The organism is Photobacterium alginatilyticum, from assembly GCF_009910675.1.
In the GTDB taxonomy this organism is placed as follows: Bacteria; Pseudomonadota; Gammaproteobacteria; order Enterobacterales; family Vibrionaceae; genus Photobacterium; species Photobacterium alginatilyticum.
Genome location: NZ_RSEJ01000002.1, coordinates 302938 through 316617, shown reverse-complemented (window position 1 = coordinate 316617; position 13680 = coordinate 302938). Strand labels below are relative to the sequence as shown.

Annotated in this window: 15 protein-coding genes; all 15 read left to right on the top strand. The window is 53.2% G+C overall.

Translation table 11 applies throughout. From position 1 onward, the window contains the following. Positions 1-102 precede the first annotated feature (102 nt). Complete coding sequence (fliE, locus tag EIZ48_RS03655; protein ID WP_075763941.1) at positions 103-414, top strand: flagellar hook-basal body complex protein FliE; 312 nt, start codon at positions 103-105, stop codon at positions 412-414. A 15-nt stretch (positions 415-429) separates the two neighbouring features. Beyond that, the gene (gene fliF / locus EIZ48_RS03650; protein WP_160648746.1) at positions 430-2178 is read left to right on the top strand and encodes a flagellar basal-body MS-ring/collar protein FliF; all 1749 of its coding nucleotides are present in this window, start codon (positions 430-432) and stop codon (positions 2176-2178) included. After that, positions 2171-3211, top strand: coding sequence for a flagellar motor switch protein FliG (gene fliG / locus EIZ48_RS03645; RefSeq protein ID WP_160648745.1), 1041 nt, complete (start codon positions 2171-2173; stop codon positions 3209-3211). Before fliF ends, fliG begins: the two co-directional genes overlap by 8 nt. A 44-nt stretch (positions 3212-3255) precedes the next feature. Next, positions 3256-4059, top strand: a complete 804-nt coding sequence (gene fliH, locus EIZ48_RS03640; RefSeq protein ID WP_160648744.1) for a flagellar assembly protein FliH — start codon at positions 3256-3258, stop codon at positions 4057-4059. Further along, complete coding sequence (gene fliI, locus EIZ48_RS03635; protein WP_160648743.1) at positions 4059-5381, top strand: flagellar protein export ATPase FliI; 1323 nt, start codon at positions 4059-4061, stop codon at positions 5379-5381. The genes fliH and fliI overlap by 1 nt, the downstream gene beginning before the upstream one ends. Positions 5382-5432: 51 nt before the next feature. Next, positions 5433-5876: a flagellar export protein FliJ gene (gene fliJ / locus EIZ48_RS03630; protein WP_160648742.1), complete on the top strand. Its 444-nt coding sequence runs from the start codon at positions 5433-5435 to the stop codon at positions 5874-5876. 85 nt (positions 5877-5961) lie between these two features. Further along, a complete protein-coding gene (locus tag EIZ48_RS03625; RefSeq protein WP_160648741.1) occupies positions 5962-8127 on the top strand; it encodes a flagellar hook-length control protein FliK in 2166 nt (721 codons plus the stop codon). Positions 8128-8178: 51 nt separating this feature from the next. Next, a complete protein-coding gene (gene fliL / locus EIZ48_RS03620) occupies positions 8179-8670 on the top strand; it encodes a flagellar basal body-associated protein FliL (protein WP_160648740.1) in 492 nt (163 codons plus the stop codon). A gap of 7 nt (positions 8671-8677) precedes the next feature. After that, positions 8678-9733: a flagellar motor switch protein FliM gene (gene fliM, locus EIZ48_RS03615; protein WP_160648739.1), complete on the top strand. Its 1056-nt coding sequence runs from the start codon at positions 8678-8680 to the stop codon at positions 9731-9733. 15 nt (positions 9734-9748) lie between these two features. Beyond that, positions 9749-10141: a flagellar motor switch protein FliN gene (fliN, locus tag EIZ48_RS03610; RefSeq protein ID WP_075763959.1), complete on the top strand. Its 393-nt coding sequence runs from the start codon at positions 9749-9751 to the stop codon at positions 10139-10141. 8 nt (positions 10142-10149) lie between these two features. Next, positions 10150-10560 carry a flagellar biosynthetic protein FliO gene (gene fliO, locus EIZ48_RS03605; protein WP_160648738.1) on the top strand — a complete coding sequence of 137 codons (411 nt, stop codon included), beginning with the start codon at positions 10150-10152 and terminating at the stop codon, positions 10558-10560. Continuing rightward, complete coding sequence (gene fliP / locus EIZ48_RS03600) at positions 10547-11398, top strand: flagellar type III secretion system pore protein FliP (protein WP_075763963.1); 852 nt, start codon at positions 10547-10549, stop codon at positions 11396-11398. Before fliO ends, fliP begins: the two co-directional genes overlap by 14 nt. Positions 11399-11415: 17 nt before the next feature. Then, a complete protein-coding gene (gene fliQ / locus EIZ48_RS03595; protein ID WP_160648737.1) occupies positions 11416-11685 on the top strand; it encodes a flagellar biosynthesis protein FliQ in 270 nt (89 codons plus the stop codon). Positions 11686-11722: 37 nt separating this feature from the next. Beyond that, a complete protein-coding gene (gene fliR, locus EIZ48_RS03590; RefSeq protein WP_075763967.1) occupies positions 11723-12505 on the top strand; it encodes a flagellar biosynthetic protein FliR in 783 nt (260 codons plus the stop codon). A 1-nt stretch (position 12506) separates the two neighbouring features. Continuing rightward, entirely contained in the window at positions 12507-13637 is a 1131-nt protein-coding gene (gene flhB, locus EIZ48_RS03585) for a flagellar biosynthesis protein FlhB (RefSeq protein WP_075763969.1), read from the top strand. Positions 13638-13680: the final 43 nt, after the last annotated feature.

Sequence of the window (13680 nt, the reverse complement as noted above, 5' to 3'; positions counted from 1 at the left end):
CTAATTACAGCAAAGAAAGTCGTAAGCTGAGCAGTAAGAAATCGAATCAATAAAAACACACCGCTTTTTGTGGTGACAAATTTTTGACTGTCGGGGAAGATTATGAAAGTCAACGGACTACAAGCAGAAATGCAGGCTATGAAGCTGGAAGCCCAGAACACGACTCGCCCGGCGACAGGCCAGCAGGTCAGCTCGGATTTCGGCGCAGTACTTAATGACGCCGTTAAAACGGTGAACAACCTTCAGTCAGAATCCAGCGAGCTGGCTACGCGTTTTGATCAGGGAGATCGCAGTGTGTCGCTTTCCGATGTCATGATCGCCCGAAATAAATCCAGTGTTGCGTTTGAGGCGACCGTCCAGGTTCGTAACAAGCTGGTGGATGCGTATAAACAATTAATGAACATGCCAGTTTAATTCAGGAATTAATGAGTGTCGGAAACATCTTCAAACAACGAATTAGCCGTTGCAGGTAATGCCCCGGCCCCGGTCGTTACAGATACTGACCTGGAGCTGCAAAATCCTGATACAGAAGAAAAAAGCGCTAATCGTGTTGACAGCATGCTGGGTAACCTTGACTTACTTCGTCAGGTTATTCTGGTGCTGTCTGTGGCGATTTGTGTGGCATTGATCGTACTTGTCGTTGCCTGGATCAAAGAACCGGAAATGCGCCCGCTTGGCACTTTTGAAACGGAAGAGCTGATCCCTATTCTGGATCATTTCGATCAGAAGAAGATCGAATACACCCTTGACGGTAATACGATCCGTGTACCGGCCGACTCTTTTTCGTCGATAAAACTGGAAATGACCCGGGCGGGTTTGAACAACACCGTTTCTGAAGGTGATGAAATCCTGATGCAGGATATGGGGTTCGGCGTTTCCCAGCGCCTTGAGCGCGAAAGGCTAAAATTAAGCCGTGAGCGTCAACTGGCCCGTGCGATAGAGCAGATCCGTCAGGTACGAAAAGCACAGGTGCTGCTAGCGATGCCAAAGCAGAGTGTGTTCGTTCGCCATAACCAGGAAGCCTCGGCTACCGTATTTCTGACCTTGGGCACCAACGGCTCACTTGGCCAACAGGAAGTCGACTCGATTGTTGACATGGTTGCAACGGCGGTGCCGGGGTTGAGACCGACCCGCGTGACGGTCACGGATCAACATGGTCGCCTGCTGAGCTCCGGTACCGAAGACCCAAGCGCGACGGCACAGCGCAAAGAATATGAACTCGAACGCAAGCAAGAGCAGGCTCTGCGCGAGAAAATTGATGCAATTCTGATCCCGGTTCTCGGACTGGGCAATTATACCTCTCAGGTTGATGTCTCGATGGATTTTAGTGCCATCGAAGAGACGCGAAAGAAATATGATCCGGCCACACCGGCGACACGAAGTGAATATACGCTCGAAGATTACAATAACGGCAACGTGGTTGCCGGTATTCCGGGGGCACTGAGCAACCAGCCGCCGGCAGATGCCTCGATACCTCAGGATATTGCCGAGATGCAGTCGGGTAAAGGCTCAAGTAATGGCTCTGTTCACCGTGAATCCACCCGTAACTTCGAACTTGATACGACCATCAGACACAAACGTGCCCAGACCGGTATTGTCAGTCGTCAGACGGTATCGGTCGCCATTGACTACAAGCAGGTTGTCAATGCGGAAACCGGCGAGATCACACGTGTTCCGGTGAGTGAAGCCGAGCTTGCCAAGATTAGCCGTCTGCTAAAAGGCGGAGTGGGTTTTTCTGAGCTTCGCGGCGATATGCTGGAAGTGATCTCTGTGCCGTTTGCCTTGCCTGAAGAACAGCTGGTTCCTGAATTGCCAATTTGGGAGCATCCTAACTTCAATACCTGGATACGCTGGCTGGCAGCGGCACTGGTGATTATTGTGGTGGTTGTGGTGCTTGTTCGCCCAGCGATGCGCAAGCTGCTGTACCCGAACCAGGCGGCGGATGGTACGCCACTGGACGAAAATGGTATGCCGATGCTGGCTGCCGGTGAAGAGGGTATTGATTTGATTGGTGCCGAGCTTGACGGTGCCGAGTCGCTCGAGCTGAGCAGCAGTAGTTTGGATTTGCCAAATCTGCATAAAGATGAAGATTTGCTGAAAGCCGTCAGGGCGCTGGTTGCCAATGAACCGGATCTGGCTGCGCAAGTAGTGAAAAGTTGGGTAACAGAAGATGGCTAACGAAGTCGCAACGACAGAAGAGAAAAAATTTGATGTCTCGACATTAACCGGGGCAGACAAAGCTGCGATCTTATTACTCAGCCTCAGTGAGCAGGATGCCGCCAGTATCATTCGTCACCTGGAGCCCAAACAGGTTCAGCGTGTCGGTGGGGTAATGGCCTCGATGGCCGATCTGAGTCAGGACAAGGTTTCTGCCGTTCACCGTCACTTCCTGGAAGATATTCAGAAATACACCAGTATCGGTATGGGTAGCGAAGACTTCGTTCGTAATACCCTGGTGGCGGCACTCGGGGAAGACAAGGCCAACAACCTGGTCGATCAAATTCTGATGGGCAGCGGCTCGCGCGGTCTGGATTCCCTGAAATGGATGGATCCGCGCCAGGTGGCGAGCATTATTCTTAACGAGCACCCGCAGATCCAGACTATCGTTCTGTCCTACCTGGAGCCGGAGCAGTCTGCCGAGATCCTTGCGCAATTCCCTGAACGTGTGCGTCTGGACTTGATGATGCGAATTGCCAACCTTGAAGAAGTTCAGCCTGCAGCACTGCATGAGCTAAACGATATCATGGAGAAACAGTTTGCCGGTCAGGCAGGTGCACAGGCTGCGAAAATTGGCGGCCTGAAGGCGGCTGCTGAAATCATGAACTACCTGGATAATAACGTCGAAGGGCTGCTGATGGATCAGATCCGCGAAGCGGATGAAGACATGGCAACCCAGATTGATGATTTGATGTTTGTATTCGACAACCTCGCCGAGGTGGACGATCGCGGTATCCAGACCTTGCTGCGTGATGTGCCTCAGGATCTGCTACAGCAGGCGCTTAAAGGTGCCGATGATATGCTGCGTGACAAGATCCTCCGTAACATGTCGAAACGTGCGGCAGAAATGCTTCAGGATGATCTGGAGGCAATGGGACCTATCCGTGTTGCCGATGTGGAAGCAGCGCAGAAGGAAATTCTGTCTATTGCCCGCCGTCTGTCTGATGCCGGTGAGCTGATGCTAACAGGCGGAGGCGCAGATGAGTTCTTGTAATCCTCGCCTTTCCAGCAAAGAGAAAAATGCCGTAAGGGCTGGCTATGAGTACTGACCGCCGCCGTGGCTTTTTGCGGGTTTCGGACCACCAGGCCCAGGAGCTCGAACGTTGGGCTTATCCGGATTATGCGGATGAACAAGAAGCGCCGCTGGATAATGCGATCAGCTATGATCCGCAATGGCCACCGGAGCTGCCTGAGGAAGAGGAAGAGCAGGGCCCTCCACCGCTGACAGCGGCTGATCTTGAGGATATTCGCCACTCTGCCTATGAAGAAGGGCTTGAGGAAGGACGGATAGCCGGGCATGCCGAAGGGCTGGAAGCCGGCAAGGCCGAAGGGCTGGAGGCCGGGCGGCAGGAAGGCACGGAGCAAGGTTTGCAGCAAGGGCTGGAACAAGGCCAGGCGCAGATCAACGAACATGTCAGTCACCTGACCCAGCTGATTGAAAAGCTGGCTGCCCCACTGCAACAAGTCGACAGCGAAGTCGAAACTCAAGTGGTTAATTTGGTTACCAGCCTGACGCGGGAGTTAATCCGGGTCGAGGTTCAAACTAACCCGCAGGTTATCCTGAATACAATCCGTGACGTTATCGGTGCACTTCCTATTGCTGGCCGAGAAACCCGGCTTAGCCTGCATCCCGAGGATCTGGCGTTGGTCAGGGAAGCCTACGGGGAAGACAATTTGGCTGATCGCCACTGGGCACTTCAGGCCGAGCCTGCTTTGAACCGGGGCGATTTGCAGGTACAGTCCGGTGATTCCAGCGTTGACTACTTTATTGAAGATCGTATTCGCCATCTGTTACAACAATTCAACGGGGCCAATAGCCAGCAGAATAACGGAGGACAGTAATGTCTGCTCCTTTGGCTGAACGCCTTTCCCGCTATCAAACCAATAATACTGCCTGTCGTCCGGTGGCATCCGGACGGCTTGTCCGTGTCGTCGGGCTGACGCTAGAAGCGATTGGCTGCCGGGCACCGCTCGGAAGCTTGTGCCGGGTAGAAACCCTCAACGGAGATATAGAAGCTGAAGTCGTCGGGTTTTCCGGTGAGACCCTGTTCCTGATGCCGAGTGAGCAGCTCACCGGTATTATGCCGGGTGCCAAGGTCACTCCGGTTCTGCAGAACAGCGGACTGCCGGTTGGACCTGAGCTGCTCGGCCGGGTTATCGACGGGGTGGGCAACCCGCTTGACGGGCTGGGGGATATTTATACCGCCAACCGTGCATCCTTCAGTGCTGAGCCGATTAACCCGTTGGCACGTAAGCCGATCAAAGAGCCGTTGGATGTTGGCCTGAAAGCCATCAACGGATTGCTGACTGTCGGAAAAGGTCAGCGTATCGGCCTGTTTGCCGGCTCGGGTGTCGGTAAGTCGGTCACGCTGGGGATGATGACCCGGGGAACCACGGCGCAGGTCGTGGTGGTCGGCCTTATCGGTGAGCGTGGCCGAGAAGTGAAAGAGTTTATTGACGAAATCCTCGGTGCTGAGGGCCGCCAGCGTGCTGTCGTTGTTGCTGCACCGGCAGATGCCTCGCCCCTGATGCGCCTGAAGGGGTGCCAGACTGCACTCACGATAGCCGAATATTTTCGGGATCAGGGGCTGGATGTCTTGCTGCTGATGGATTCGCTGACCCGTTTTGCTCAGGCACAGCGTGAAATCGCCTTGTCAGTCGGCGAACCTCCGGCCACGAAAGGTTATCCGCCGTCAGTATTTGCCAAATTGCCAGCGCTGGTAGAACGTGCCGGGAACGGCGGGGAGCATCAGGGCTCGATCACTGCCTTCTTTACCGTGCTGACAGAGGGTGATGATTTGCAGGATCCGATTGCCGATGCCTCGCGGGCTATTCTGGATGGCCATATTGTCTTATCGCGGGAGATGGCCGATGCCGGCCATTATCCGGCAATTGATGTTGAGCGCTCTGTCAGCCGGGTTATGCCGGCCATTGTCAGTGAAGAACATATGCTGATGTCCAAGGCCGTGCGCCAGATCTTGTCGATATGTCGAAAAAACCAGGATCTGGTATCGATTGGAGCCTATAAACCCGGCACCGATCAGGCTATCGACCAGGCCTTTACCTTCAAGCCAAAACTGGATGCTTATCTGCAGCAGGCGATGAAAGAGTCTGTTCCGTATGATATGTGTGTGAATATGCTACGTTCCACACTGGGCGGCTAACTGGGCCGCCACGCATCTGAATAACGGAACCCAGCGTAAACGGGAGCAATAATGGCAGACAATGCACTAGAGCTGATTCTGGAAAGAACCAAAGATGACGAGCATAAGGCGTCGCTTGCCCTCAGCAATGCCCGTACCGAGCTGGAAAACTACCGGGAACAGCTAAAGCAGATCGAGCAGTACCGACTGGACTATTGCAAGCAGCTTTCGGCCCGTGGACAGCAAGGTTTAACGGCCAGCTCCTACGGTCACCTGCAAAAATTCCTTAGCCAGCTGGATGAGACCCTGGTGACACAGAGGGAAGCGGGAAGACAATTCGAGGATCAGGTCGAGCAGTGTAGCGAGCACTGGAGTGAGGTCAGGAAAAAGCGCCGATCCATCGAATGGCTGCTGGAAAAAAAACATAATGAGCGGCAATTGCTGCGTGATAAACAAGAACAGAAACTGATGGATGAGTTTGCCACCTTGCAGTTTGCGCGCAGGATCCATCGTTAGTCTGTACTTACCCCTCTTTGTATGCCTTGTTGGCTTATTTTTTGCATTCTATTGCATTATTACTAGTCTAACCTGAAGAACCGCCATGTTTTCATCTCGCTTTTTGACAGCAGATATCCCTTCGCCTTCCTCGGCCAAAGCTGAGGGAGCAAAAGCCAGTTCAGCGTTGCTGGGAGAGGAGAGTGCTGCCTCGCCGGAAGGTGGGCGTTTTGCCAAAGAGCTTCAAGCTGCCGCCGGTGATGGAAAAATCAAGGGTGAGCAGGCAGTCAAGGATGGGAAAAACGTCAAGGACGAGAGAAGCGTTAAGGGTGATCCACAAGCGGAATCGGTAGCAAAATCTCAAGCATCGTCTGATATAGCCCAAGAGGGTGAAGCCGAGTTGCAACAGCCTGGAAAAGAGATTTCCCAGACCGCGGCCAAAGAGGCGGCAACGGCCGGGCAGGGTGAGTCTGAAACAGGCAAGCGACTGAAAAACAACGGCGAGATCCCGCCTGAAGTCAGCAAAAGTCAAACAACAGATCACCAAAATGGGCAAAACTCAGCCAGCCAGAAGTCAGATAGCAGTACCGCGCTTGATTCATCGTCAAAGCAAAAGATAATGGATGACGGTGAGGCGTTACTGAACCGCCTCTCGGCGTCAAATAAGCAGCTGGCATCGACGGCTGAAGACGGGCAGGATGGCAAAACTTTGCCGCAGGCAGCAACTGCGTCGGCGTTAGCGACCAAATCGGCGGCCTCTGCCTCGCAGAGCGAGCCGGTGAATAAAGAGCAGTTGCATGAAAAGTCAGTGACTCCTAACCAAATGGCCGTTAAGCCTGTTGGGAGTGAGCAGGTGTCGCTTGGGACTGCCGGAAAACCTCAGCAAGGCGAAGCTAGCGGCGAGGTGAAGAGTAAGAACAAAGGCAAGACTGAGGGCAAGGTTGCAGAGACTGTGAAAGCTGCGAGCAAGGCTTCACAGGGGCAGAGCAGTGCCGAACTGGCTCCGGCCGCCTTGGCTGGTGTCGGTGCGGCTAGCATCAAGGGTTCTGATAATGTTGTCGCGGCTGAAGGTATTAGCAAAGATACAGTTAGTGCGACGAAGGAAAAAAAGCCCGCGGCCGGAATCAGCCAGGAGGAACTGGCTAAGGTCTTTGCTGTACCGGGCCAGCAGACCGTTGAAGGTCTGCCTGCTCAACAGACCACAGCCCAAACCTCTGAGCCTGTAACGGAAGGCGATGACGTCAGTGCCGATGGCGGTATAGCTGATGATGGCATGTTGAAAGCATTTTCTCTCGGGGCGGCGACAACTGCTGCCGGGGCTGAGGTGAAAAGTACCCAGACAGCCCCTCAACCTTCGGCGGATCTGTTACAATCGTCCCATCCAAGAAGCGCGGAGCTGACGAAGGAGCAGCAAGTCGCTTCTGAGTTATTGGATGGTAAGAATAAACCAAGCAATGTGCCGGGGGCCAATACGGCAGCAGCAACTGCTGTTACCGGGGCATTGTCAGCAGCCGCTAGCCAGCCTGCGCTCTCCCCCGAGTCGGGTCAGGCTCAGGCGTTGAATTTAAGCCTGGGTAGTCAGGCGCAGGCAGCATCGGCGAGCGGCGTAGCAGAGGCCCATCTTGCTGGTTCAGCAGGAACTGCAGCAGCAGTAGGCGCGGGCGCTATGGCGGCAATGGAGCTGGCTTCGGCTGAAGCGGGCAGTGATACGAAATCCCCTGAGCTGACGCATACGCTGACCGGATCGGCGACGCAGCAGGGGCAGGCGACACTACAGGCGCGGGCAGAAGCTGCGCTGGCGCAAAGTCCGTTGCAACTGAGCAAGGAGCAGGCTGGTGATCAGCTTGCCGAGCGAGTGCAGGTTATGATGTCGAAGAACCTCAAGCATGTCGACATACGCCTGGACCCGCCTGAGCTGGGTAAACTACAGATTAAGCTGTCATTGAATCAGGACCAGGCGTCGGTGCAGTTTACCGTGGGCAACCAGCAAACCCGGGACCTGGTCGAACAGGCGATGCCGCGGCTTCGTGAGTTGATGAACCAGCAAGGTTTGCAACTGGCCCAAACGTCGGTTCAGCAAGATAGTTCGCGCCAGCAGTTTGCGGGGCAGCAGAACCAGCAACAAAACCAGACCAATGCTGGCCAGCAAAATAGTGGTGGCGGTCAGCAGGGCAATGGTGGCACGCGCCACCAGCAGGCAGAGTCGGGAGGCTCTGAGCCCGTAGATATGTACGTGAGTCAGTCGTCTGACCGCGTCGATTATTATGCATAATAACAATGATCCCCTAGTGGCGGTCGCGATAGAGAAAGGATTATAAGGACTATGGCTGAAGGCGCAGAAAACTCCGGCGGAAAGAAAAAACTGATCATTATTATTGCTCTGGTTGTACTGCTGCTTGGCGGCGGTGCCGGTGCATGGTTTTTCTTTATGGGCGATGATGCCCCGGAAGCCGAAGTGGCCGAAGTCGCTCCGCAGGCACAACCGGCGAAGCTCGAACCGGCTTATTATGTGATTCTGCCGCAGCCGTTTATCTTTAATGTAACGGGTGACAAGCGAGATCGTCTCGTGCAGGTGAAGGTGCAGCTGATGGTCCGTGGTGACAGTAACGAGTCTACGGCCAGCCAACATATTCCGCTGATTGAAAGTACATTGCTTCAGACTTTCGGTGCAGCAACAGTAGAGCAGCTTCGGACCCCGAACGGGCGTGCGGATCTGCGTCAGCAGGCACTGTCTTCAGTCCAGAATGCCATGGTAAAGGTCTCCGGCAACCAGGTTGTCGAGCGAGTACTCTTTACCGGCTTTGTAATGCAATAGGTTTAATGTGAGTGACTTACTAACTCAGGACGAAATCGATGCCCTGCTTCATGGTGTCGATGACGTAGAAGATGATGAGGATAGCGGGAGTGACAGCGGTGCTGGTGTCATCTCGTTTGATTTCTCGTCACAAGACCGGATCGTGCGTGGGCGAATGCCCACGCTGGAATTGATCAACGAACGTTTTGCCCGTCATATGCGGATCAGCCTGTTTAACATGCTGAGAAAGACCGCCGAGGTGTCGATCAACGGCGTTCAGATGATTAAGTTCGGAGAGTACCAAAATACGTTATACGTCCCGACAAGCCTTAATATGGTGCGTTTTCGTCCGTTGAAAGGAACGGCGCTGATCACTATGGAGGCGAGGTTAGTTTTCATTCTGGTTGAAAACTTCTTCGGTGGTGACGGGCGTTTCCACGCCAAGATCGAGGGGCGGGAATTCACCCCGACTGAGCGTCGAATTGTTCAGATGCTGCTGAAGCTGGTCTTTGAGGACTACCGTGAGGCCTGGTCTCCGGTCATGGGGGTGGAGTTCGAGTATCTGGACTCGGAAGTTAACCCGACCATGGCTAATATCGTCAGCCCGACAGAAGTTATCGTTGTCAGCTCTTTCCATATTGAAGTGGATGGCGGCGGTGGTGACTTCCATGTGGTAATGCCGTATTCGATGGTTGAGCCAATCCGCGAGTTGCTCGATGCCGGTGTTCAGAGTGACAAGATGGATACCGACGTGCGCTGGAGCAAGGCGCTGCGTGATGAAATTATGGACGTGCCGGTTAATATCCGTGCCAAGCTGATGGATGTCGATCTGTCGTTGCGTGATTTGATGGAGCTCCGGCCGGGGGATGTTATCCCGATTGATATGCCAGAGGCGGCTACGGTTTATGTCGAAGACTTGCCGTCATACCGCGCAAAAATGGGTAAATCTGGCGACAACATCGCCCTTAAGGTTACCGAGAAACTCAAGCGTCCGGATATGGTGAAGACCGATCTGGCTTTCCTTGACCGTGATGAACTTGGATCGGCGTTGCTTGATATCAACAACGACAATTCAGACGATTAATAACAGGTGTAAGTTATGTCTCAAAATGATCAACAAATTGCCGACGATTGGGCTGCTGCACTTGCAGAACAAGCGATTGACGAATCAGCTCAGCCAGCGCCACTCGAAGAGCTGACTGATGACAGCTCACCGATCAGCGACGATGAGCGGCGCAAACTTGATACCATCATGGATATCCCGGTTACGATCTCCATGGAAGTCGGCCGTACCCAGATCAGTATCCGTAACTTACTGCAGCTTAACCAGGGCTCGGTTGTCGAGCTGGATCGTGTTGCGGGTGAATCCCTGGACGTAATGGTTAATGGTACCCTGATTGCCCATGGCGAAGTCGTGGTGGTCAACGATAAGTTCGGTATTCGTCTGACAGATGTGATCAGCCAGACTGAACGAATCAAGAAGCTGCGTTAAGGTTGGCTATGAGTTTGTTACGGACGATTGGATATACTGGCAGCGTCGCCTTGGCAACGGCCAGTATGCCGGTATTGGCAGCGCCACCGGCTGACATGAACATTGCAACGACGCTGGCCGCCCTGACGCTGGTCGTGATATTGATTTTGTTTCTTGCCTGGTTGCTCAAGCGAATGAAACTGCCCGGAATTCAGGGAAGTGACGGCAACATGAAGATCCTGCGCCAGCTACCTGTGGGACAGCGGGAGCGGATTGTTCTGCTGCAGGTTGGCGAAGAGCAAATGCTGGTTGGGATCACCCAGCAAAATATCTCATTGCTGAGCAAGCTGGAGCAGCCCCTGTCGATGAACGAGGTTCAAAGTGGCAGTGAGTTCGCAGGCCATTTGACGAAGTTACTGAAAAAGAATGTTAAGAAATAATCTTATTGCCGCCGTTCTGGCGGCTTTTAGCTTTCTCCTCGCATTTCCTGTTTTGGCTGAAACGGCTGATCCTGGTTTATCGTCCGCGGCCGGCAGTAGCGTGACACTCAGTGAGATGCAGGGCGAAGCTGGTACAACCAAGCTGATGACGACAGGAAATGGCGGCGGGATACCGGCTTTTTCCGTGACGGTAAATCCGGACGGCAGCGAAGACTATTCGGTGACCCTGCAGATCCTCGCCCTGATGACGGCGCTGGGGTTCCTGCCGGCCATTGTTATCCTGATGACATCCTTTACCCGTATCGTGGTGGTGATGTCGATTCTCAGGCAGGCAATGGGCCTGCAGCAGACACCGTCGAACCAGGTTATCATCGGTATAGCCATGTTCCTGACTTTCTTTATTATGTCTCCGGTGCTCGACAAGATTAACACCACGGCGCTGCAGCCTTATATCAACGAGCAGATCACCGCCCCCGAGGCATTGTCTGCCGCTCAGATCCCGATCCGCCAGTTCATGCTGAAGCAAACTCGGGTCAAAGACCTTGAAAGCTTCGTTAATATGTCAGGGTCGGACGCAACCGACCCACAGGACGTGCCAATCACCGTATTGATCCCGGCTTTTATTACCTCGGAGCTTAAAACCGCCTTTCAGATCGGCTTTATGTTATTCCTGCCTTTTTTGATCATTGACCTGGTTGTTGCCTCGGTACTGATGGCGATGGGTATGATGATGCTATCGCCAATGATTGTTTCTCTGCCGTTCAAGCTCATGCTGTTTGTACTGGTTGACGGTTGGAATCTGATACTGTCGACGCTCGCCGGTAGTTTTGGGACTTAGGCAAGGGAGCATAGCGAATGACACCTGAAGCGTTTGTCGAGATTTTCCAGGATGCGTTATACATGGTTTTGGTCATGGTTTGCGCAATTGTGGTGCCGGGCTTGCTTATTGGTCTGGTGGTGGCGGTTTTTCAGGCCGCAACCTCGATCAACGAACAGACACTGAGCTTTTTGCCCCGTCTGATTGTGACTCTGCTGGCACTGATGTTTTTCGGCCATATGATGACTCAGATGCTGATAGATTATTTCTACCGCATTGTTGAGCAGATCCCTCAGTTGCTGTACTGACGACGGTTGGTATTGATTATGGTGAGTGAGTAACGCTATGTCCTACCCATCAGCACTGCTATTGGACTGGATTGCCAATTATTTTTGGCCGCTGACAAGGATTGCGGCCATGATGATGGTCATGACTTTTTTCGGTGCTCGCTTTGTGTCACCGAGAATTCGCCTTTATCTTGCCGTTACAATTACCTTTGCGGTCATGCCGGCCCTTCCGAAAGTCCCCACTGATATCGAACTGCTGTCTATTGGTGGTTTTCTGACCACTGCGCAGCAGGTGGTGATTGGTATATCGATGGGCCTGGTGACCCAGTTTGTTACCCAGACTTTCGTTTTGCTGGGTCAGATCCTGGGTATGCAGTCGAGCCTGGGCTTTGCCTCTATGGTTGATCCTGCCAACGGGCAGAATACGCCGGTGCTGGGTCAGTTTTATATGTTTCTGGCCGTGATGCTTTTCCTTGCTACCGACGGCCACTTGACCATGCTGAACATGGTCGTACTCAGTTTCAAGACCTTGCCGATTGGCGAGTCGATGTTACAGCCGGTTGATTACTATCAGCTTGCCGGGTGGTTCGGTCATATGTTCAAGGCCGGGCTTAATATGGCGCTGGCCGGGATTATTGCACTGCTGACCGTTAACCTGTCATTTGGTGTGATGACCCGTGCTGCGCCGCAGCTGAATATCTTTTCGCTCGGCTTTTCCTTTGCCCTGCTGCTGGGTTTGGTGATTAGCTGGTTTCTGGTGGCAGCAATGCTGCCGCAGTACGAATATCACTGGGATATCGGCTTCGGCCAGATATGCAGTTTGATTAGGGTAGATTGCTGATATGGCTGAATCTGACGGTCAGGAACGTACCGAAGAAGCCACGCCCCGAAGGCTTCAGCAGGCGCGGGAAAAGGGGCAAGTACCGCGCTCAAGAGAATTAGCTTCAGTCGCTGTGCTGGTGGCAGGTGCCGTCGGCCTCATGTGGTTTGGCGAAACCCTCGGCAAGGGGTTGGCTGAGATGATGATGAAGATGTTTTCCCTTAGCCGGGAGGAAATCTTCGATCTCAACAAATTATTTTCCGTGATCACCGGTTCGGTATGGCATGTAGTGTTGCCGTTGGTACTGGTGCTGGTGTTCCTGTTTGTCGCAGCACTGGTAGGGGCTGCCGGGCTGGGGGGAGTGAGTTTTTCCGCCGAGGCGGCGCGGCCGAAGCTTTCCAAGATGAACCCCATCAGCGGTTTGCAGCGAATGCTTGGCAAGCAGAGTATTGTCGAGCTGATCAAATCGATTCTGAAAGTGGCGCTGGTGGCAGGGGTCGCATTCTATCTGATGCTGGCCAATCTGGAGGATTTCTTCCAGCTGAGTGTTGAAATCTACCCGCAAAACATGTTCCACGCACTCGATATCTTGTCGGGATTTATCCTGTTGATCTGTTGCTCGTTGCTGATTGTGGTTGCCATCGATATCCCCTACCAGATTTGGCAGCATAACGAGCAGCTAAAAATGACCAAGCAGGAAGTGAAGGATGAGTTTAAGGACAGCGAAGGTAAGCCTGAGGTAAAAGGGCGGATCCGAATGTTGCAGCGCGAGATGGCCCAGCGGCGGATGATGGCCGATGTCCCCCAGGCCGATGTCGTTATTACCAACCCGGAACACTTTTCTGTTGCTCTGCGCTATGATCCGGATATTGATTCGGCACCGGTTGTGGTTGCCAAGGGTATCGACCACCTGGCCCTGAAAATACGGGAAATAGCCAATAAGCATGATGTCGACATCGTGCCGGCGCCGCCGCTTGCGCGTGCGCTTTACCATACTACCGAGTTGGAACAACAAATTCCTGACGGGCTATTTGCTGCTGTGGCACAGGTTCTTGCATATATTTTCCAGCTCAAGCAATATCGCAAAGGCAAGGGAACCAAACCGCAGCTTTCAAAGGAAGCAACAAATATTCCATCAGATATGCGATATTAATTCGTAAAGATCATATTGATACTAAGTTTCGTCAATTTATTGA